The sequence below is a fragment of the Aeribacillus sp. FSL M8-0235 genome (genome assembly GCF_038000355.1).
In the GTDB taxonomy this organism is placed as follows: domain Bacteria; phylum Bacillota; class Bacilli; order Bacillales; family Aeribacillaceae; genus Aeribacillus; species Aeribacillus composti.
This window is the reverse complement of the sequence record NZ_JBBOBW010000001.1, coordinates 3,676,384-3,698,923: the sequence shown is the minus strand read 5'-3', so window position 1 is coordinate 3,698,923 and position 22,540 is coordinate 3,676,384. Positions and strand designations below refer to the sequence as shown.

Sequence of the window (22,540 nt, the reverse complement as noted above, 5' to 3'; positions counted from 1 at the left end):
GCACTAAAAATGTATCAAACTAGCCTCTTTTTTACTGAGCGGTTTTCAGCGAATTTCCGAATGGACTTGTGCAAGTCGGCGCATGACGGTTTGCATAATCCCGCCATTGCGATAGTATTCCACTTCTATGGGGTTATCAAGACGGACAATCACGTCAAACTCAAAGCAGGTTCCGTCTTCCCGAATCCCCTCTACCTTGATCTTTTGCCCTGGTTTGACTCCTTTGTCCAACCCGATCGTTCTGAACGTTTCTGCTCCTGTGATCCCGAGAGAGGAAGCGTTTATGCCATCGACAAACTGCAAAGGCAACACTCCCATGCCAACTAGATTGCTGCGGTGGATTCTTTCAAAACTCTCGGCAATGACGGCTTTGACTCCTAAAAGATACGTCCCTTTTGCCGCCCAATCCCTCGAGCTTCCTGTGCCATATTCTTTGCCCGCTATAATCAGCAACGGGATGTCCTTTTCCTTATATTTCATCGCTGCATCATAAATAGACATGATTTCTCCCGTTAACCAATTTTTTGTCATCCCTCGCCCCGCTTCTGGAACCATAAGATTCAGCACATTGGCCAGCGCCCCCCTTACCATGACATGATGATTGCCTCTGCGCGACGGATAGGAGTTAAAATCTTTCGGTTCTACTCCGCAACTTTGCAAATACAGCCCAGCAGGACTGTTGGGGGGAATGACCCCCGAGGGGGAGAGATGATCCGTCGTGACGACATCCCCTAACAGCACAAGGACACGAGCTTCTTTTATGTCTCCCATTTCTTTTACATCCCAACGGAAGCGTTCCAAGAACGGAGGTTTGCGGATGTAACAAGAACGTTCGTCCCATTGATACAGCAATCCTTCAGAAATATCAATACGATTCCATTGCTCATTTGCTTCGTATACGACCTCATACCGTTTACGGAACAATTCAGGTTGAAGTGATTGCTGCAACACTTGCTGGATTTCAGCTGAAGACGGCCAAAGCTCTTTTAAATATACCGGTTGGTGATTTTTATTATATCCGATCGGTTCTGTCGTCAAATCGATATTGACCGTACCCGCCAAGGCATAAGCAACAACAAGCGGAGGCGATGCCAAATAGTTTAATTTCACTTGTGGATGTATACGCCCTTCAAAATTGCGGTTTCCTGACAACACACTAGCTACAGTCAGTTCGTGATCGTCGATGGCCTTACTGACCTCTGGGAGAAGCGGCCCCGAGTTGCCAATACATGTCGCACACCCGTAAGCTACGATATAGAATCCTAACTCTTCTAAGTAGGACAGCAACCCTGCCCTCTGCAAGTAATCTGTGACCACCCGCGAGCCCGGGCTTAGAGACGTTTTCACATACGGCGGCGTCCGAAGTCCTTTCTTAACGGCATTTCTGGCCACAAGTCCAGCCGCCACCAATAACGTGGGATTGGATGTATTCGTACAACTTGTGATTGCTGCTAAAACAATCGAACCGTTTTGCAAAACTGACTGTGTCCCATCTTCATGCGTAATGACCACTGATTTTTGCCAATCCTTCTCCGCGGGTCCATAACCGCCTTGCGGCAATGGGACTTGAATCATCTCTTTGTAACGTTTCTTCATCTGTCCTAATTCAATGCGATCCTGCGGGCGCTTAGGCCCTGCCAGACAGGGAACAACGGTCGATAAATCCAGTTCAATGATTTCGGAATAGCATGGTTCCGGGCTTTCTTCTTGCTTATACATGCCTTGGATTCGGTAATACGTTTCCACGAGGTCTATTTGTTCCTCATCGTGACCCATCAGCCGCAAGTAGTTTATCGTTTCCCTGTCGAAAGGGAAATAGCCCATCGTGGCTCCATACTCAGGCGCCATATTCGCAATGGTCGCGCGATCAGCCACACTCAGCGTTTGAACTCCTGAACCGAAAAATTCCACAAACTTACCAACAACCCCTTTTTGCCGAAGAAGATTGGTAATGGTCAAAGCCAAATCGGTCGCTGTCACTCCCTCAGAAAGTGAACCCGTGAGTTTCAGGCCAACGACTTCTGGCATGACGAAGTACACAGGCTGCCCTAATATAGCCGCCTCTGCTTCGATTCCGCCTACTCCCCACGCTACAATTCCCAATGCGTTAACCATCGTTGTATGGGAATCGGTTCCAATCAGCGAGTCTGGAAAAATTACCGTTTCATTGCCATTCTTTTTTAAGGAAATAACCGATGATAGAAACTCCATATTCACTTGATGCATAATGCCGCTCGAGGGTGGAACAACGCGAAAATTAGCGAAGGCTTTTTGCGCCCAACGCAAAAAGCGAAAGCGTTCCATATTTCGGTTGAAGTTGAGTTGTTCATTTAAGTTGACGGCGTCCGGCTTTCCAAAATAATCAACTGTCACCGAATGATCTACGACAAGGTCCACAGGAATAAGAGGGTTGATTTTACGAACATCTCCTCCCATCTGTGCCATTGTGTCGCGCATGGCTGCTAAATCCACTAATGCTGGTAGTCCGGTCGTATCATGCATAAGAATCCTAGACGGCTTAAAAGGCACTTCCCGGGTTGTCTCGCGCTTTTTTCCCCAATTCGCTAACATGGCGATATGCTCTGCAGTGATCGCGGAACCATCAAATTCACGTACAGCCGCTTCCAACAACACTTTGATGGAATAAGGCAGTCGGGAAACGTTTCCGGCTCCATCCTCTTCGAGCGTGTTGATGCGATAGAAAGAGTAGGTTTTTCCACGTAAAGAAAAATGAGATTTCGTTCTCCGTATGCTTTTGAGCACTTTGTCTTCCATTACCGATAGCCCCCCTTTCTCTTTGGTTGATTTCATTTTATTACAAAACTGAAAAGCGAAAGAAATATCAATTTGTTATGAGCAGGTATGAAAATTTTATATGTGCAACGCTCTTGGTGCATTTTGGGCGCCACGGTCTTGCCAAAAAGAAAGATAGCAGGTAGATTAAAATAACAACAAGGAATGGATATAGAGGTGAGTAATCATTATGGAAGACCGCGATTGGATGATTTTGCATACCCTTTATAAGGAGAAAAGTATTACGAAAACCGCCCAACGACTATTTATTTCGCAACCAACACTAACAAAACGCCTGCAACAAATTGAAAAAGAGTTGGAAGTCAAAATTGTGAATCGCGGATTCAAAGGAGTGCAATTTACGCCGGAAGGAGAATACCTCGCCAAGTGCGCTGAAGATATGTTGCATCGTCTTCGCGTGATAAAAGAAAATTTAAAGAATTTCCATCATCAAGTAGCGGGAACGTTGCGCCTTGGTGTATCGAACTTCATTAGCAAATACAAACTCCCTGCTCTGCTCAAATATTTTAAAGATCAGTACCCTCAAGTCGAATTCCAAGTGAAAACCGGCTACAGTCGAGATATTTTTGCTTTATTATATAGCCAGGAAGTCCATGTGGCTTTTATTCGTGGGGAATACAACTGGCCTGATCAAAAACACTTGCTGTTTGAGGAAAACATCTGTGTTGCCTCTAAGCAAGAGGTAGATTTAGAACAACTCCCCCAACTGCCAAGAATTGATTATAAAACAGACGTCTTATATAGGCAGTTAGTGGATAACTGGTGGGCGGAGCGATATATACATCTTCCGTATATCGCTATGGTCGTCGATCAAGGGGACACATGCAAAGAAATGGTGACCAATGGATTAGGATACGCGATTATGCCTTCACTATTTTTGGAAAATGTGAAAGGGCTTCATAAAATCTGCCTGACAGATAAAAAAGGGCGCCCTCTCACCCAAAAAACATGGATGATGTACCATCAAGACTCTTTAACATTAAATGTCGTGAACGCCTTTGTTGATGTAGTCAAACAGCTTGATATATATTCCTTATAAAAATAATATAACTGTAGATGAGCAAATTCGCTAACATAAATTGACAATCAAACAAAAAAGGAGACATGAACCGGACTCCTTGGTTAGAATAGATGTGCTACCAACTACCCACAAGGAGGTTCATGTCTCATGAATTGATGAGCACATCACCAAGAAATCGACAAGTTTTTCTTCACGTTGGGGTTGATGTTGCAACTTTCGAAACTGGTCATCAAGCATCTCATTCCTATCGTCGATGCCTTGACCACCAAGGGATTCTCGGGAACGTTGAACGATGTCCATCACTGGAGTTTTCATCCGAATCATCGAACGACGCTCCGTCACTTTTTCACGAAAAGCCCTTGGGATGAGGAAAGGCTGCTTGAGAAGCTTCAAGCGTGGATCCTTGACCGGGTCGAACGCCTCACCAAACGGAAGAATCAGCCCCTTTTCCTTTCGATTGATGATACGATTTGCCAAAAAACGAAGCCTTCGTCACGGGGAACGCACGCCATGCAAGGGTGCGACTGGCACTACTCGCACAAGGATCATCAATCGGTCTGGGGGCATTCGCTCGTTTGGCTGATGGTGCACACCTTCACGCAGGCGTTTCCGTTCGCGTTCCGCTTGTATGACCAGAAGGCCGGAAGAAGCAAAATCGATCTGGCGATGGAGATGCTTTCCTCGATCAAGGGGAAGCTGACTCAGCCGGTGTATGTGCTCATGGATTCGTGGTATCCGTCCCAAACGCTCATCGAAGCCTGTCTGAAAAAGGGATTCCATGTCATCGCGATGCTCAAGACGAACCGGATTCTCTACCCGAAAGGCGTCGCAGTCCAAGCCAAGCAGTTTGCCCGCTATATCGAGTCCAAAGACACCCGCCTCGTCACGGTGGGGCAGGAGCGTTACCGCGTGTATCGCTATGAGGGGGCGATCCATGGCCTCGATGACGCGGTGGTGTTGCTGGCTTGGAAGGCGGATCAGCCGATGACACCGGAACATCTCCATGTTGTCTTGAGCACCGATCGGGAGCTCGGGGACGAAGACATCTTGCGTTACGATGCCGAGCGTTGGACGATCGAGTACTTTTTCCGGCAGGCGAAAGACCAGCTGAAGCTGGATGGATACCGCGTTCGCCACATTCGGGCGGTGAAACGGTATTGGGCGGTGGTGCTCTTGACCTCTGTGTACAGCATCGCCGAATCCCGACAAACCCTTTCCGCTGGATTGGAGCTTCTTCGATCGCGGAAAGGCCACAGCGTCGTCGAGTTCATTTATGACGCCGCGAAGCAAGAGATTCCCATTGATGTGATCAAAAAACAGCTCCATTTCTCCTAAGGGGTACTCTGTTTGTCTCTTAAAGTATGGAAATTATTGTAATGAAAAATGTTCATCTACAGTATAAAGATAAAAATAATAAAAGGAACGGCGGCATCTGCCCCGTTCCCCGTTCCTGTGCGCCCGGCATGGGTGTAATCTATAGGGTGAAAGTCCCGAGCTGCGAAGGCAGAAGTAGCAGTTAGCTTAACGCAAGGGTGTCCGTGGTGACGCGGAATCTGAAGGAAGCGAGCGGCAAACTTCCGGTCTGAGGAACACGAACTTCATATGAGGCTAGGTATCACTGGGTGAGTTTGCAAGACAAAACAAAGCCCTTTCTGCCGAAGGTGATACAGAGTAAATGAAGCAGATGGATGGAAGGAAAGATTACACTCTTACCCGGGGAGGTCTGGCTGGCACGCCAAGTAACCTTGGTAACCTATCTAGTGATAGATAGCTGAACAGTCAGAAGTCAGCAGAGGTCATAGTATTAGTTGGTCTAGAACAACTAAGAAGGACCGAACAATTAAGAGAGAATAGCCCTTGGCATTCAGTGAGTCATGATGAACACAGAAAACGTAGTACCTCACTTGAGGGAGGAAGCGGTGAATCCCGTGGGAGATCTCTTGGAGGGTGGAGTGACCACTGGCATAAAGAGAACAGCTATTCACGGAAGTTATAAAGACTTGCGTCAATTATCTTAATTGAACCGCCGTATACGGAACCGTACGTACGGTGGTGTGAGAGGACGGGAGTTAATCGCTCCCTCCTACTCGATTTTTATTTATTCAAGACATTTTCCAAATACCGAAGCGCTTCCTCCCTGCTGGATACCCGTTTTGCTCTGTCGAGATCCATTTGCAGTTTTTCTAATGCCTTTTGTAAAATTTCCTGTTCCCGCATTTGTGGTACAACAACAACTCCATCAGCATCACCGACGATCATATCACCCGGATGCACCGTCACCCCACCGCAAGAGACAGGGACATTGATTTCCCCCATACCAGCCTTTCCACTAGCTGCCACAGTCGTTCCGAGGCAGAAAACAGGAATATTCAATTTTCTAATCCCCTCAATGTCCCGTATCACCCCGTGGGCAACAATCCCTTTTATTCCTAACATTTGTGCTACGCCAACTAAAAAATCTCCTGCGATGGCCCGATAGGTGTCCCCTTTGGCGTCTACCACAAGGACACTTCCCGGCGGCGCTTCCTTCAGCGCCTTCAAGAAAACAAGATTGTCCCCTACGGGCATTTTCACTGTAAACGCTCTTCCTGCCACGCGATCATTTTCCTTCAAAGGCTTGATCTGCGAATCAAGATTATTGAGACCTTGCATCACATCAGAAATACAGGTGGTCGGTATCATTTCAAACTGACTGATTATATTCATTTCACCACTTCCCCTTTTAGCTGATTGGATTGTGAAGCCTGATGTTTAGAAAAACCTTGCCTTTTTTCAAGGCGCATCAACAAAACCATGATAAATGAGATAAATAAGAGCACACTTAAAAATACCAAACCTGCTTCCGTGCTCCCTGTAGCATCTTTCAAGGCACCAATCGCATACGGTCCGACAAATCCCCCTAGGTTTCCGACGGAGTTAATCGCGGCAATAGCGACAGCAGCGCTCGACTGCGTTAAAAATAACGAAGGCAAAGCCCAAAACGGAGATTTAAAACTATACATACCGGCCAAAGAAATCGATATGAATAGAAGGGCGAAATAAGGATTTTTCGTGATCCCTGCGCTCACCAACCCGAGTCCGGCCACTAGAAGCGGAATCGCCGAATGCAGTTGTCTTTCTCCCGTACGATCCGAACGACGCGACCAAACAATCATGCCGATCGTAGCGATAATGTAAGGAATCATTCCAATTAAGCCAACTTCCGTATTAGTCAATTTGCCAGAAAACCCTTTAATAATCTGCGGCATCCAATATCCCACACCAAGGCTCCCTGTCTGATAAACGAAATAAATGACAGAGAGAAACAACACTTTCGGATCTGCCAGGGCTTTTAAGGTGCTGAGATGCTTTACATTCTTCCTTGACTCTCTCTCTTCTTTTAATGAAGATATGAGCCAGCTCTTTTCCTCGTCCGTCAGCCATTTGGCATTCTCGGGGCGTTCAGTCAAATAGAAATAAGTGACAATTCCCATGATCACTGCGGGGGCCCCTTCCAAAATAAGCATCCATCTCCAGCCTTGAATTCCCCACCATTGAATATGATCCATAATCCAAGTACTCAGCGGTGCGCCAATAATATACGAAACGGGGATAGCAGCAGTAAATAACGCTACGGTGGTAGCCTGCTCTTTCGATCGAAACCAATAGGTGAAATATAAAATAATCCCAGGGAAAAATCCTGCCTCCGCTACTCCAAGCAAAAATCTTAAGATGTATAGATGAACCTCATTTTGAGCAAATCCTGTCAATACCGAGACGATCCCCCAAGTAATAAGAATTCTTGCAATCCATACTCGGGCGCCAAACTTCATCATCAATATATTACTTGGCACTTCGAAAAGGAAATAACCAATAAAAAAAATACCGGAGACAATTCCAAACACTTCAGCTGAAAGGGCTAAATCCTTATTCATTTGTAAAGCAGCATACCCGATATTTGCCCGATCCAAGTAGGAAATAATGTACAACAAAAATGTAAAAGGAATGATCCGCATTGTCACCTTGCGCATCGTTTGCTTTTCCAACACAGCGCCCGTATCATTCATTCATATTCAGCCTCCTCCAATTGTCATTGAAATCGTTTTCCGAAAATGGCATAAAAATTGATCAACACGTATCCTTAGTGTTATCCCCCCCTTCCTTTTCAACCTGCTGCGAAACAGGATTGATCCATGAGCAAAAATGGCAAGCAAAACGTCACAGGAAAGCGTTTACCAGAGCTGGCGACCCATCTGAACCAAAAACAACGCCCATGGACGTTTTCTTTTATTACTTCCATCTTAGCGAAAAGTAGCATGGTAGAAGAAATAGTTTTCGTTCATGACGCGGTATTCGAATTTCGAATGTATGACAGACAACGAGGATGGCCAGGGCAAAGTGGAATACATTCAATCATTCAAAGATGCCATGTTTTTCATGATGAACTATAAGAAGATCAGCAACTTACCGAATACAGGCCTCTTTCTCGGCCATACCTGCAGCCAAAAAGGAGAAAGAGGCCCAAAACATAAAACTGGGTGATTAATCGATGATATTAGGTACAAGGACAAACCCTTCCATCAATCGCCGGGCACTGCGGCTCATCACCACTTTTTTTACCATCCAACTATGATGATGTCGTTCGACTGCAGCTCCTACTCTTACAATGCCCGACGGATGCCCGATGCGAATCTCGGATACTGTGCGTCCTAAAATGTTGCTCACGATCGTTCCCGGGATCGCCGCCGCCGCAGCCATCGCCACCGCACCTGTGCCTGTCATGGCATGATGCAGTTTCCCCATCGACAAAATGCGCGCCAACAGGTCAATCTCTTCCCGGCGCACCACTTTGCCGCTCGATGCAGTATAGCTTGCTGGCTCAGCCAAAAAGGCAATTTTCGGTGTATGCTGGCGTTTCGCCATGGCGTACTCGATGTCGTCTGCCACCCCCATAGCGACAGCCCCGTGAGCGCGGATCCATTCCAACCGCGCCAACAAATCCGGATTGCCGTTAATATCTTGTTGCAATTCTGTTCCCGTTAATCCCATTGACGATGCAGAAATAAAGACAGAAGGATTTCCGGCATTGATTAGAGTTGCCTCCACTTCTCCTATTCCCGGAACGTGAAGGATGTCGATGGGATTTCCGGTTGGCAGAACCCCTCCCTCCCCGCCAGGATCAAGGAATTCCAGCTTGATTTCCGACGCTGGAAAGGCTACTCCGTCTAGCACGAAATCGCCAAGCTCTTGCACTTCTCCATCCTTCATCGGGACATGGGCGATGATTTCCTTTCCAATGTTCTCCTGCCAAATATGGACAGTGGCCACCCCATCCTTAGGAGCATCGACGAGCCCGTGATCAATCGCAAAAGGACCAACCGCCGCTGTAAGATTCCCGCAGTTCCCACTCCAATCAATGAGTGGCTGCCCTATGGCTACTTGGCCGAATAAATAATCAACATCACATCCGGGCCGGTTGCTTTTGCTGATGATGACCACCTTGCTCGTGCTTGACGTCGCCGCACCCATGCCATCGATTTGCTGCCCATACGGATCCGGACTTCCCATCACACGCAACAATAGTTTGTCACGTTTCGACGGATCAGAGGGCAAATCTTCTTTCAGAAAAAAAATTCCCTTACTCGTTCCGCCTCGCATATAAACGGCAGGGATTTTGATTTGTTTTCCCCACTGCTTCACTTCGTTCTCTCCTTCCAACTTTATGCGACTGAAAGGCGCGGAGGCGGCATCCTAAATAGCGGCCTGCCTTCCCCGCCCCACCGGCACGATGCTTCCTGAAACAGTGCAACAGCCGATGTCAGCCTTTCAGCCTTTTCTTTTCACAAACGGATCGGCTCCCGCTTCAAGCTAAGGGGGAGTAGTTCACTTTCTTACGAAGAACCATTGGCAATACACCACCATGGCGGTAATAATCAATCTCTATCTCGCTGTCGAAACGGACGATCACGTCAAACACCTTCCGGCAGCCGTATTCATCAGTGGCGATCACCGTTACAAGTTGGCGGGGGCGGATGTGATTGTCAATATGGATATCATATCGTTCGCGCCCAGTTAAGCCAAGGGTATCAGCATTTTCTCCCTCTTGGAATTGAAGAGGAAGCACACCCATCAATGCCAAGTTGCTGCGGTGGATGCGCTCGAAGCTCTGCGCCAAAACCGCTTTGACGCCAAGCAGCGCAGTCGCTTTCGCCGCCCAGTCCCGGGAACTGCCCATGCCGTAATCCATCCCGGCGATCACCAATAATCCCGTTCCATCTTGTTGATATTTCATAGCCGCATCGTAAATGGACATGACTTCCCCGGTTGGGAAATATGTTGTTACGCCGCCCTCTGTTCCCGGCGCTACTTCGTTTCTCAAACGGATATTGGAAAAGGCACCGCGCATCATTACTTCATGATTGCCGCGGCGGGAGCCATAGGAGCTTAAATCCCCCGGCTTTACCCCTTGCGACAACAAGTATTTTCCTGCCACACTATTAGGCGGAATCGTCCCCCCAGCCGGAGAGATGTGATCGGTCGTAACGGAATCACCAAGTTTGACAAGCACCCGCAACCCGTTCAGCGATTCGATTGGCCTAGCCTCTTTGGACATATTTTGGAAAAAGGGCGGGTTGCGAAGAAATGTCGAATCTTCCTCCCATTCATAAAGCAATCCTTTGCCCGCCTGCAATTGATTCCATGCTTCATTCCCGCTGAACATGCTTTTGTTTTGCTGTTCATATAAATCTACTGTAATGGTTTCAGCTATTACCTTTTCGATTTCCGAATGGGTTGGCCATATGTCTTGCAAGTAAACAGCCATTCCCTCTTTGTCTGTTCCGAGAGGCTCGTTTTGAAGATTGATGTCCACACTTCCGGCAATAGCATACGCAACAACGAGAGGAGGGGAAGCTAAAAAGTTCGCTTTAATGAGCGGATGAATGCGTCCTTCAAAATTGCGATTGCCGGATAACACTCCACAAACAATCAAATCGTTCTGCGTGATCGCCTCCGCCACTTCGTCAGGAAGAGGGCCTGAATTCCCTACACATGTTGTACAGCCATAGCCGACAAGATAGAATCCGAGTTTTTCGAGATAAGGAAGCAGCCCGGCCTTCCGCAAATATTGGGTAACGACCTTCGATCCAGGAGCAAGGCTCGTTTTGACAAACGGCGGAACGGATAGCCCTCTTTCTACGGCCTTTTTTGCCAACAGACCAGCGCCAATCATGACATACGGATTGGAAGTGTTTGTGCAGCTCGTAATGGCCGCAAGCACAATGGAGCCTGTTTTTAACGGATACGTTTGGCCGTCGTGGAAGGCGACAGAACATTGTTTGTCTATCTCCTCTTCGCTGAGGCCATATCCGTGATTCCCCAATGTGTTCGTTAAGGACTTTCGAAAAGCCTCTTTCACCTCAGATAATCGGATCAAGTCCTGTGGACGCTTCGGACCAGCGACATACGATTCAATGGTAGAAAGATCCAATTCGATCACTTCCGTATACATCGGCTCCTCAGCATCCGGTGTAAAAAACAGCCCATTCGCCTTGCAATAAGCCTCTACAAGCTGTACTTGTTCCTCCGTTCGTCCGGTTAGACGCAAAAAGTTCAATGTTTCCTGATCTACAGGGAAGAAGGAGATGGTTGCTCCATTTTCTGGCGACATATTGGCGACCGTCGCCCGATCGGCCACAGATAAATTTGTGACCCCTTCCCCGAAGAATTCCACAAATTTTCCGACAACGTGTTTCTTGCGAAGCAGATGTGTAACATAAAGAGCAAGATCTGTCCCGGTTGCGCCAGCAGGCAATTTGCCTTTTAGACGAATCCCAATTACCTCTGGGGCTGGAAAGTACGAAGGTTGCCCGAGCATCGCCGCTTCTGCCTCAATGCCTCCGACTCCCCATCCAACGACCCCGATCCCATTCACCATTGGTGTATGTGAGTCGGCTCCAAAACAAGTATCAGGGAAGGCGAGATATTCGCCATTTTCTTCCGTTGACTGTACAACCGAAGCAAGATATTCTACATTGGCTTGATGAATGATAGCGGTCGAAGGCGGCACGACGCGAAACTTCTTGAAAGAGTTGGACGCCCATTTAAAAAATTTGTACCGCTCATAGTTGAGCTCAAATCCTCGTTCGACATTATATTTCAATGCATCCGGCGTTCCGAACTTCTCTACTTGTTCGGCATGATCGATGACAAGGTCAACAGGGATTTCCGGGTTGATCATCTCCGGGCTTCCGCCCATATCCGCCATGGCTTGGCGCAAAGACGCGAGATCAACAACAACCGGAACACCCGTAAAATCCTGCAAAACGATTCGCGCAGGCTTAAAAGGAACATCAATCTCTCTTTTCCACTCGTCGGTTCCCCATTTTGCCAAATTCTCAATATGTTCTTTTTTGATTGCCACCCCATCGTATTGGCGGAGCACCGATTCCAATAAAACTTTAATCGAATAAGGAAGCCGAGAAACTTTCCCAACCCCTAATTCTTCCAGACCCATCAGACGATAATAGGTATACCTCTTGCCATTGACCGTAAAAAAGGAACGCGTTCGAAAAATATCATGTTCTGCGATCAACGGTTTCCCTCCCCTTTCATTCCATTCATGCAACTTTCAATTCGATTATAAGCTGGGATAATCTATAATAAAAATATCGTTTTTTGATGGTTAACCATGATGAAATGGAATACCTAACAACAAGAGACCACACACGGTCACAGAGAAGGTTCGTCACGTGGAGGATATCTCAACGCAAAACACCGTGGCGGGGGCCAACCGCACTAACGGTTTTCCCATAGTGCGGCCGTAAAGGAGCAATGATGACGGGGAGACGATGAAGTTAAGAAAAAACGCCCTAGCAAGGGCCTTCCCACTTTCCCATATTCAAAAGGACTGCACTGCGCAAAGGTGAACGTGTTTCACCAGTCGTCCAAATGTTCCACTAAATCCACAAACAGCTTAGCGATTTTGAGTGCCAACACTTCTTCATGATAAATCATCCACGTTTTCCGGAGGATCGGCGTTCCTTCCCGACCTGTGAGATCGAGCTTGTACAAGTGCGGCGCATCATGAAGGATCCGGCGGGGGACGATCGCATATCCAAGACCATGAATCACCATTTCCTTGCAAGTATCCACTCGGTCGACCGTCATCCCAACGTACGGGGGCTGTTCGAAATGTTCAGCCCACCAGTTATCAATGATGCCTTTAAATAAAGACTCCGTGCGATAGTCAATTCTTGGCAAGCGAGGAAGATCGCCAAGGTCGAATTCTTCCCTATAAGCAACGCAAAGCGTTTCTTCAAATAAGAGATGCTTTTTGCCCGCCCATTGATAGTCTCCCCGAACAAATCCAATATGTACATCCTGATTGTACACCCATTGAAACACTTCCCGGCTCCAACCTGTTTGCACTTGGAATTCAACATGCGGATGTTCATCTTTAAAACGTTTTAATACTCGCGGAAGCTGATACTTGGCAAAGTAATTCGAAACGCCTAGCCGCAGCGTTCCCTCTACGACAGCTGTATTCATATCCTTGACATGTTCTCTAATCTTGCGCAAATGACGCAACATTTGTTCTGCGCTCTTCGCCAAATACTCTCCTTCAGGGGTAAATTGCACTCCTCTTCTCCCCCTTTGCACGATGGTCACGCCAAAATGCTGCTCAATCTCGCGAAGCCGCTTCGAAATCGTTGGCTGGGAAATAAACAGCTCTTGGGCGGCTTTCGTGATGTTTTTATATTTAAATAAGGTTTGCAAAAGTTCCCAATCTCGTTCTTCCATAGTACCACTCTCCAAGAACAGATTGTTGTTTCTATCCGTCTCCGTCAATCATACCATTATTTTATTTAGAAGGCCGGTGAAAAAGTACACCCCGAGGCAGGGATTTAGGTGGCTTGTGTCGAAAAAGGAAGAAAAATCGTTGGAATGGAGCGTGAATGGATGATGAAAGCCCCCAAAAACCCTTCGACTCAGCCTCGGCTGTTTCAAGTCATCGACATGGAGGACCTGGTTCCCGCACACCTTATCCTGCGCCAAATCAACGAAGCAGTTGACTTTTCCGTCATTCACGATTGGGTGGCTCCCCTGTACACGGAAAAAACGGTTCGCCCGGCGGCGGATCCGGAACGGCTGCTTCGCCTGATGCTGCTCTCGTATTTGTTTGATCACTCCGAGCGGGAGTTGTATGAGATCCTCCCCATGCATGCCGGATACTTGTGGTTTTGCGGTCTCGACTTTGAATCCGTGCTTCATCCGGATCCTTATCATCCTGCGCTTCCGGATCGAACAACGCTCGTCAAAACGCGGAAACGCTGGCGCCAACATGGAATCTTTGACCGGCTGATGACCTACGTGGTGGATCAATGCATCGCGGCGGGGCTGGTCTCGCCGGATGTGCATGCGGCGGCTGACGGCACTCAAGTGCGGGCGAATGCTTCGATCCACAGCTTGCGGGAGGTCAAGCTCGCTCCGGTGGAGACGTTGGAAGACTACCTGGCCCGCACCGCCCGGGAAGATGAACAGACCGAGTCCCCGGATGCGGACCGGGATCCCGATGACGACCCGCCTTCTCCGTCTCCAAAATCAGGGGAACGCGTCCATGCCGAAGAACGGGGAAACTTCCGTGGAATCAAGTTTTCCAACCAAACCCATCGAAACGTGACGGATCCGGATGCCCGGTTGTACAAGAAAGGCAAAGGACAGGAAGCGTATCCTCGGTATCTGGTGCACGACGTCATCGATGTCCAGTCGCGCGTCATTTTATCTCGAAAAGCGGCGTGGCCACCGGAACGGCGGAGCGGGAGACGAGTTTGGAGCAGCTGGCCTCGATTCGGTTTCGCCATCCGTCGATCACGATTCGGACCTTGTCCGCGGACAAAGCGTATGGCACTACCGAGTATCTGGAAGCGCTCTTCGTTCAAGGCATCACACCGCTCGTGTCGCTGCGCCGCAAGGAGATGGAGGAGATTCCAACCTGGAAGCGCCGGGCGAAGAATCCCGCTCAGGAAGCAAAGCGCCGGGCGAAAGTCCGAGACGTTCAGATTTGCAATCAAGCGAGGCTCATTCAGCAACAGGGCGGCTATCGATCCATTCAAGCCCTTCGCACGCGTTGTGAGCATGTGTTCGCCGTAGGGAAGGAATGTCATGGGCTGGACCGGGCCCCGAAGCCGGGGTCTTTACGCCATGGAAGAACAGGCGCTGTTGACCGCCGTCGTGCAAAATCTGAAGCGATTGTGCCGGTTTCGAAAAAAACGAGGGGGACCGGCTCTTTGGCGTGCGCAAAAACGGAATTTGGAGCAGGACTTCCTGCTCCAAATTCCGTCCTTTGGCGCCAAATGGCGGGGAGAATGGCCTCCAAAATTCGACATGAGGGAAGTCCATGCCCCATTAATTCACCGGCCTTCTAGAGAGTGCGTTGAATCAATTATTAGCGATCTTCCAAACATTAGCAGAAGCTAATGTTTGTTTGAACATGGAATTATTTAAAAGTAAAGTACAAGAATGGATTGCGTCTTTACCTAATTACATCAAGGGATGTCTGACAATATCTGTGTGCGAAAGTTGAGTAATTAAATATTTCTTTCGTAAATGATTCATATAAAAAAAGATATAATTCTCAAAGTTAAATTGTTTGCGTTCCCTTTATTATCATGTAATAATTTCTGTTAACAACATAGATATTTAGTATTTCAAAACAGATCTCTATAATACTGCAAGTGGTGGTGTATAAAATGGAAGGAATCAATCAGTTGCCAGTGAAAGTAGGGGATTGGGTAAAAGGAAAAACAAAAAGCGGCGAATTTATTTACGGTTATGTTGAAACGATAGATTCATCACAAAAGATTATAAGAGTAAAAGTTATGGCTTGCGACAATGAAATCGTCGTTGGTAAAACAGTTGAAACATTAAATCATTGGGTAAAAAAATTGCCCGTATCTCCAATAGAAAATGAAGAGCAGATTAAAGCATTAATTGATTTAGCCTTGTTAACAAAAGATGAAAATTGGTTTATGGAGCTGTCCAACAAATTAAAACAATTAACGAAAGAAAAGGAGAAAGAAAACATAATATAAATGAATAGGACAGCTCCGATGATAATTTTTTCACAATAATTTTTATGATCGTTTTAATACGATTCACGTTCCCCCGTTATAACTTTATGTTATCCTCCCAGAATATAGAGTATTTTATTATTTCAATATATTATACTTCTTTCCCATTGCCAAAAACCTTTATTCTTTTATAGCTGCCCACATTCCTACATTGTATATATTTTTTATCAGCTCAATTCAGTTGTTATGTAATGAAGGAAGACGTTTGAAAAACATCATCATACTGATCAATATTTGTTCACAATAGGGAGTTCTGCTTACATATGCAGAAGAACCGGCGGCATTTTTCAAAGTGATCGTTGGAACGTCGTTTCGTCTTTTTTTGAAGCATACTAAAAAATCACTGATTTTAAACATTAAGAATTACCGTTTAAATGCCATGAAGCCGTTTCATTTAGAAAGAACAGGGCTTTGCCAAATCACCATTCGATCAAGTTAATAACTGGTAATACAATTTCCAAACATATGCATAACGGAAAAAAGAGAATGATTTGGCCTTCCGTGCAGCAGCAAGAAAGACTGATTCCAATCTTTTGGAATCGGTTTTTTTATGACCAATTTTGTCGATGCGTCCAGTACGATCGGCAACTGTAAATTTCTGTATTTTCGGGATATCAAAAGAAGGGCGCCCCAATTTCTCATGATTGAAAAAGTAAAAGGGGTTTCCAGCATTTTTGGTTTAAAAAGTTTCAAAAATAAAAGGAGCTTCATTCAGTGGATCGCTAGTTCTCACAGCTTTTTTGTAATGCTACAATATAGGAGAATATTAGAAAAATTCGATAAACATTGTAAGCTGGCATGTGATGTGATTGGACGAAAAGCTTCAATCAACAATTGAAGGAGGTGTTTTATGATGAAGAAAAGAGAGTATGTCAAACAATGTTGGAAGCGCTTTATTTTTGAAAATAAGCTCGACGAAAAATTATCTCCCATTGTAAAGGATTCATGGATTCGTTCCAAAGAAATGAATGTTGATCCTTTTCAACGATATGGTCAAATGAAAAAAATCGAAATAGACCATTACAAGCCTTTAATTGAATGTTCGGTTCCGTTTATGGAAGGATTGTATTCAATCGTAAAGGGCTCGGGTTTTTTAGTGATTCTTTGCAACGAAAAGGGACAGTTGTTAAAATCAATTGGCGACGCTGATACGTTAAAGATGGCAGCTGATATACAATTTGTGGAAGGTGCTGATTGGAGTGAACAAGCAATGGGAACGAATGCAATCGGCACTTCGATTGTGATCAATCAACCTGTACAAATATATGCTGAGGAGCATTATTCGGAAATTTGCCAGGCATGGACATGCTCGGCTGCGCCCATTCACGATTCAAAAGGAAAGATAATCGGCGTATTAAATGTTTCAGGCCCATATGAAAAAGTGCATCCACATACTTTAGGAATGGTAGTGTCAGCAGTGAAAGCGATTGAGTACCAGCTGGAGCTGATTGAAAAGACAGAAAAAAACATTATGATGCAAAGATTTCTTGAAGCGACTACCAATAATATGAAAGAGAGCATCCTCATTTTCGATACGGAAGGGCTCATTATTAAAGTGAATGATCAATTAAAAAAGCTGCTTCAATTGAATCATTCTTGCCTGGAAGGGAAAAAGATCAGCGAAGTTTTTAGCAACAAATCGATTATTTCCAATCGCCCTCGACATCTTCAAAATCATGAACTGCACTTAAAAATAAAACAGTCAAACAAAGTTTTTCATGTTCTAGTTGATAAACTCCCCATTTATAAAGACAGCCAATGGATCGGTTCAATGATGATTATAAAAGAGATTCAAAAGATAAGACAATTTATTAATCATTTATCAGGCAATCAGGCGAAAATCACTTTTTCTGATATGATCGGGAAGCATCCCCAGTTTCTCCAAAAAGTAAACGAAGCGAAGCTAGCAGCAAAAACGGACTCAAATGTATTAATTTTAGGAGAAAGCGGTACGGGAAAAGAAATGTTTGCACAAGCGATCCATAATGAAAGTGACAGAAAGCATAAGCCTTTTATAGCCATCAATTGCGGCGGAATTCCTCGAGATTTATTAGGAAGCGAACTGTTTGGTTATGCGGACGGTGCTTTTACCGGAGCGAAAAAAGGGGGAAGTGCAGGAAAATTTGAGCTTGCCGATGGCGGTACGCTTTTTTTAGATGAGATTGGAGAAATGTCTTTGGAAATGCAAGTATTGCTTTTACGAGTCATACAAGAAAAGGAAGTGGTGCGAATCGGCGGGCATAAAGTTTTGCCTGTTGATGTTCGCATCATCGCAGCGACGAACAAAAATCTTCGGGAAGAGGTCGAAAAAGGCAGCTTTCGGGAGGATTTGTTTTTCCGGCTTAATGTCATGCCGATCACTTTGCCGTCATTGCGAGAAAGAAAAGAAGACATACCGCTCCTTGTTCATCATTTTATTGAAAAAAATTGTGAAAAGTTAAATAAGCCTTTTCCTGAAATCAAACCGGATTTTTTTCAAGCGTTAATACATTATCATTGGCCGGGAAACATTAGAGAATTGCAAAATATAGTAGAACGAACTTTAAACAAATTGACGAAGCCTGTTTTAACTATTAAAGATTTGCCTGAGGAAATTATAAAAACGGACTCCAAGCCAAAATCGGAAACGGTGTTTATTCATCGAGATGAAATGAAAAAGCAGTCGATCTTGCAAGCTTTACATCTATATAACGGCAACATCACAAAAGCTGCGCAATATTTAGGGATATCACGAAGCACTTTTTATCGGCAAATGCAAAGATTTCAAATCCCTTATTAATATCATTTTGTTTTATTTCGTATCAAATTGTATCATTGTGTCTCTAAAAAGCGTCCCAAAACGGGACGTTTTTTGTGTAGCATAAAAAATCTTATTCATTTTCAATGAAACTAAATATATCAATCACAAAAAATGTAGTTTGGCACAATTTTTGCATTTAACTATTTGAAACCGTTTTCTATTTTGGTAGAAGGGAGAGAATACATTGGCAATTTCTAAAAATGATCTTTTATGGATGTATGAAAACATGTACAAAATCCGTTATTACGAAGACAAAATGGCAGAAGCTTATACTGAAGGGAAAAATCCGGTTTTCAATATTGGGGCGGGTCCTGTTCCTGGCGAGATGCATTTGGCAACAGGGCAAGAACCGGCAGCCGTCGGCATATGTGTTCATTTGAAAAAAGAAGATACGGTTACGTCGCCGCACAGGCCTCATCATCATGCCATCGCCAAAGGCGTTGACCTAAATAAAATGACGGCTGAAATTTTCGGAAAAGAAACCGGGCTTGGCAAAGGCAAGGGAGGACATATGCATTTGTTTGATCCGGATGTCAAGTTTTCCTGCGGAGGAATTGTTGGAGCAGGAATCCCACACGCTCTTGGAGCAGCTTTAGCTGCTAAGAAAAAAGGGAAAGACTGGGTTGCGGTTTCATTTATTGGAGAGGGAGCTGCCAATCAAGGAGCTTTCCATGAGTCATTAAATATGGCAGCACTTTGGAATTTACCTCTTATTGTGGTGATTGAAAATAATCAGTACGGAATTTCTGTTCCGAAAACAGCATCGACATCTGTAGCATCTAACGATGTTCGTGCAGCTGCATATGGCATTAAAGGATATTACGTCAAAGACAACGATCCGATCAGCATGTACGAAGTATCAAAAGAAGCAGTGGAACGCGCCAGACGAGGCGAAGGTCCATCGATTATTGAAATTGAAACATATCGTTACTTGGGACATTTCCAAGGGGATCCGGAGTTGTATAGAGATAAAAATGAAGTGTCGCTTCTTCGGGATAAAGATCCGATCGTCCGCCTTCGAAATCTATTAATCTCTGAACAAAACATAGCGGAAAACGATCTTGACATCATTGAAAATAAAGCAAAACAGGAAGTAGACGCTGCTTATCAATTTGCACGCAGCAGCAATTATCCGAATCCGGAAGATGCTTTAAAAGACTTATACGTTTCGTAAATAAACAGGAAAGGGGTTATAAGCTGTGCAAGGAACAAAAACGCGCTTATTAACGGGAAATAAAGCCATGGCGGAAGCGATTAAATTGGAGATGGAGCGGGATCCAAACGTGTTTGTCATGGGGGAGGATGTCGGAGTTTACGGGGGAATCTTCGGATCGACAGAAGGATTATTTCAACAATTTGGATCAGATCGAGTGATTGATACCCCGATATCTGAAACTGCATTTATTGGAGCGGCCATTGGCGCAGCAGCCGAAGGAATGCGGCCGATCGTTGAATTGATGTTTGTCGATTTCTTTGGCGTTTGCATGGATCAAATTTATAACCATATGGCAAAAATCCCTTATATGTCGGGCGGTCGAGTGAAGCTGCCGATCGTACTGATGACCGCTGTTGGCGGAGGGTACAGTGATGCTGCTCAGCACTCTCAAACTTTGTATGCAACGTTTGCGCATTTGCCGGGAATGAAAGTGGTGGCTCCATCCACTCCATATGATTTAAAAGGGATGATGATTTCAGCCATTCGGGATGATAATCCAGTAGTCTTTATGTTCCATAAAACATTGCAAGGCTTAGGATGGATGGATCAATTAGACGCATCAGTCGGTCATGTTCCGGAAGAAGCCTACACGGTGCCGTTAGGAAAAGCAAACGTTGTTAGGGAAGGGAAAGATATAACAATTGTAGGGATTCAAATGACGACTCATCATGCGCTGGAGGCTGCCAAAAAGCTGGAGCAAGAAGGAATTGAAGCAGAAGTCATCGATTTGCGTTCACTTGTCCCGTTAGATCGTGAAACAATCCTGCAATCCATTAAAAAGACTCATCGATTACTTGTAGTAGATGAAGATTATTTATCATACGGCATGACGGCGGAGATTGCTGCCATAGCTGCAGAGGAAGGCTTGTATGACTTAGAAGCTCCGGTCAAACGATTGGCTGTACCAGATGTGCCGATTCCTTTCAGCCGCCCGCTTGAACAGTTTGTTTTACCGAATGCAGAAAAAATTTATCAAGAAGCTATAAAACTCGTTAATGAATAAATCTACCATTTCTTTCACAGGAGGCCAACATGATTATTGAAATTAAATTGCCGCAATTGTCGGAAGAATATAATGAGAGCTTAATTGCATTTTGGCATGTGTCTGAAGGGGATGAGGTGGAGCAAAATGACATACTTGTTGAAGTTCAAACGGAAAAGGCGGTATCGGAGCTGCATGCACCTGCAAGCGGAATCGTGAAGGAAATCCGTAAAAAAAGAGGAGATACAGCATCTGTCGGCGAAGTGCTTGCAACAATTGAAACAGCTGAACGCGACGGGCAGCCAGACATAAAACAAGAAGAAACGAATGAAAGATCGGAAGAACAAATAGCAACGGAGCAAAAGGTCGAGAAAAGGGCGACGCCGCGAGTGAAGAAATTAGCGAAAGAGCTAGGGGTGGATTGGCGGCTTGTGGAGCCGACTGGTTTAAACGGGAAAGTAACGGAAGAAGATATTCGCAACGAGTACAAGAAGCGGGAAAAAGAGAAGCAAACAAATTCTTCATTCATAGTGGCCGCTCCATCCGTGCGCAAATTTGCAAGAGAACATCAAGTGAATCTTGAAGAGGTAATTCCATCGGGCCCAAACGGCAAAATATTAAAAGAAGATATTGAGGCCGTGATCAAAAGGCGCGAAAATCAGCAGCTTGAGATGGAAAGTCAGCAAAAACATCAGAAGGAAGAAACAAAGATTAATTCTGAACAAGATGAATATATTCCGCTTTCAAACATTCGCAAATTCATTGCACGTTCAATGGTTCATTCGAAAAAGACGATTCCGCATGTAACACATTTTGATGAAGCGAATGTTACTAAGCTTGTTCAGCATCGACAAAGCATAAAATCGTTTGCGGAAGAGGAAGCAATCAAACTCACCTATTTAGCTTATGTTGTGAAAGCGTTGACGATCGTTTTGAAAAAGTATCCGCAATTAAACGCTTCCTTTCATGAAGAACGTGAAGAAATCATTTTGAAGAAACAATACCATATCGGTTTTGCTGCTGATACAGACCGCGGTCTTGTCGTGCCGGTCATACGGCATGCAGACCAAAAAACATTATTTCAAATTGCTAAAGAAATTCACGAGCTTACCCTAAAGGCAAGAGATGGTTCCATTCAAGCGGATGAAATGACAGGCTCTACATGTACGATATCGAATATCGGATCAGCTGGCGGCGCATGGTTTACACCGATTATCAACCATCCGCAATCGTGTATTCTTGGCATCGGCCGAATCGAGAAAAAAACTGTTGTGGTCGATGATTCGATTGAAATTGCATCCATGATGGCGTTATCGCTCAGTTATGATCACCGGATTATGGACGGAGTGTTGGCACAAAAAGCATTGAACGAGCTAAAAAAATATTTGAACGAGCCAAATTTCATTTTTGTCAATTAATGTGGGTTTGAAGAAATATAGACAAATTGGGGCTGTTCAGACAGTCAAATCTCCATTGAAAACAAAAAACATCAAATATCAACGTTTTTAAAATTTTAAAGGGGGCCGTCTATAAGCCGAAAAAGTCTTATAGACAAGCCCTTTGTCCTTCACAACAATTTTAAATTCTGCCCTTGAGA

12 protein-coding genes and 2 pseudogenes are annotated in these 22,540 nt (G+C 45.2%); 8 read left to right on the top strand and 6 right to left on the bottom strand.

What is annotated here, in order from left to right; all coding sequences use genetic code 11:
* Nucleotides 1-45 precede the first annotated feature (45 nt).
* Complete coding sequence (gene acnA, locus NSQ71_RS17930; RefSeq protein WP_340734353.1) at nucleotides 46-2,775, bottom strand: aconitate hydratase AcnA; 2,730 nt, start codon at nucleotides 2,773-2,775, stop codon at nucleotides 46-48.
* 208 nt (nucleotides 2,776-2,983) lie between these two features.
* Here acnA (NSQ71_RS17930) and NSQ71_RS17925 point away from each other — a divergent pair, with 208 nt between their 5' ends.
* Together NSQ71_RS17925 and NSQ71_RS17920 are read left to right on the top strand one after the other, a co-directional pair.
* The gene (locus NSQ71_RS17925; protein ID WP_340734352.1) at nucleotides 2,984-3,853 is read left to right on the top strand and encodes a LysR family transcriptional regulator; all 870 of its coding nucleotides are present in this window, start codon (nucleotides 2,984-2,986) and stop codon (nucleotides 3,851-3,853) included.
* 79 nt (nucleotides 3,854-3,932) lie between these two features.
* Nucleotides 3,933-5,170, top strand: a pseudogene (locus NSQ71_RS17920) (IS701 family transposase).
* Between the two features lie 759 nt (nucleotides 5,171-5,929).
* On the opposite strand, the gene NSQ71_RS17915 reads toward NSQ71_RS17920, so the two are convergent.
* From NSQ71_RS17915 to NSQ71_RS17895, 5 genes are all read right to left on the bottom strand, one after another.
* Nucleotides 5,930-6,541: an RraA family protein gene (locus NSQ71_RS17915; RefSeq protein ID WP_020959283.1), complete on the bottom strand. Its 612-nt coding sequence runs from the start codon at nucleotides 6,539-6,541 to the stop codon at nucleotides 5,930-5,932.
* Nucleotides 6,538-7,881, bottom strand: coding sequence for an MFS transporter (locus tag NSQ71_RS17910; RefSeq protein WP_340734350.1), 1,344 nt, complete (start codon nucleotides 7,879-7,881; stop codon nucleotides 6,538-6,540). Before NSQ71_RS17910 ends, NSQ71_RS17915 begins: the two co-directional genes overlap by 4 nt.
* Before the next feature lie 475 nt (nucleotides 7,882-8,356).
* Nucleotides 8,357-9,514, bottom strand: coding sequence for a 2-methylaconitate cis-trans isomerase PrpF (gene prpF, locus NSQ71_RS17905; protein WP_301101100.1), 1,158 nt, complete (start codon nucleotides 9,512-9,514; stop codon nucleotides 8,357-8,359).
* 163 nt (nucleotides 9,515-9,677) lie between these two features.
* Complete coding sequence (gene acnA, locus NSQ71_RS17900) at nucleotides 9,678-12,404, bottom strand: aconitate hydratase AcnA (RefSeq protein WP_340734447.1); 2,727 nt, start codon at nucleotides 12,402-12,404, stop codon at nucleotides 9,678-9,680.
* A 344-nt stretch (nucleotides 12,405-12,748) separates the two neighbouring features.
* Nucleotides 12,749-13,615: a LysR family transcriptional regulator gene (locus NSQ71_RS17895; RefSeq protein ID WP_020959278.1), complete on the bottom strand. Its 867-nt coding sequence runs from the start codon at nucleotides 13,613-13,615 to the stop codon at nucleotides 12,749-12,751.
* Between the two features lie 144 nt (nucleotides 13,616-13,759).
* Here NSQ71_RS17895 and NSQ71_RS17890 point away from each other — a divergent pair.
* From NSQ71_RS17890 to NSQ71_RS17865, 6 genes and pseudogenes are all read left to right on the top strand, one after another.
* Nucleotides 13,760-15,240, top strand: a pseudogene (locus NSQ71_RS17890) (transposase).
* Between the two features lie 324 nt (nucleotides 15,241-15,564).
* Complete coding sequence (locus tag NSQ71_RS17885; protein ID WP_063389111.1) at nucleotides 15,565-15,906, top strand: IDEAL domain-containing protein; 342 nt, start codon at nucleotides 15,565-15,567, stop codon at nucleotides 15,904-15,906.
* 889 nt (nucleotides 15,907-16,795) lie between these two features.
* Complete coding sequence (locus tag NSQ71_RS17880) at nucleotides 16,796-18,724, top strand: sigma-54-dependent Fis family transcriptional regulator (protein WP_066251439.1); 1,929 nt, start codon at nucleotides 16,796-16,798, stop codon at nucleotides 18,722-18,724.
* 205 nt (nucleotides 18,725-18,929) lie between these two features.
* Nucleotides 18,930-19,919 (top strand): thiamine pyrophosphate-dependent dehydrogenase E1 component subunit alpha, encoded by a 990-nt coding sequence (locus NSQ71_RS17875; RefSeq protein ID WP_066251437.1) that lies wholly within the window; start codon nucleotides 18,930-18,932, stop codon nucleotides 19,917-19,919.
* 25 nt (nucleotides 19,920-19,944) lie between these two features.
* Nucleotides 19,945-20,964: an alpha-ketoacid dehydrogenase subunit beta gene (locus tag NSQ71_RS17870; RefSeq protein WP_066251433.1), complete on the top strand. Its 1,020-nt coding sequence runs from the start codon at nucleotides 19,945-19,947 to the stop codon at nucleotides 20,962-20,964.
* Nucleotides 20,965-20,993: 29 nt separating this feature from the next.
* Nucleotides 20,994-22,361, top strand: a complete 1,368-nt coding sequence (locus NSQ71_RS17865; protein ID WP_340734349.1) for a 2-oxo acid dehydrogenase subunit E2 — start codon at nucleotides 20,994-20,996, stop codon at nucleotides 22,359-22,361.
* Nucleotides 22,362-22,540 lie beyond the last annotated feature (179 nt).

Excerpts from the sequence above, each read along its gene's own strand:
- acnA (WP_340734353.1), bottom strand. The coding sequence starts at position 2,775 with ATGGAAGACAAAGTGCTCAAAAGCATACGGAGAACGAAATCTCATTTT.
- NSQ71_RS17925 (WP_340734352.1), top strand. The coding sequence starts at position 2,984 with ATGGAAGACCGCGATTGGATGATTTTGCATACCCTTTATAAGGAGAAA.
- NSQ71_RS17915 (WP_020959283.1), bottom strand. The coding sequence starts at position 6,541 with ATGAATATAATCAGTCAGTTTGAAATGATACCGACCACCTGTATTTCT.
- NSQ71_RS17910 (WP_340734350.1), bottom strand. The coding sequence starts at position 7,881 with ATGAATGATACGGGCGCTGTGTTGGAAAAGCAAACGATGCGCAAGGTG.
- NSQ71_RS17895 (WP_020959278.1), bottom strand. The coding sequence starts at position 13,615 with ATGGAAGAACGAGATTGGGAACTTTTGCAAACCTTATTTAAATATAAA.
- NSQ71_RS17885 (WP_063389111.1), top strand. The coding sequence starts at position 15,565 with ATGGAAGGAATCAATCAGTTGCCAGTGAAAGTAGGGGATTGGGTAAAA.
- NSQ71_RS17880 (WP_066251439.1), top strand. The coding sequence starts at position 16,796 with ATGATGAAGAAAAGAGAGTATGTCAAACAATGTTGGAAGCGCTTTATT.
- NSQ71_RS17865 (WP_340734349.1), top strand. The coding sequence starts at position 20,994 with ATGATTATTGAAATTAAATTGCCGCAATTGTCGGAAGAATATAATGAG.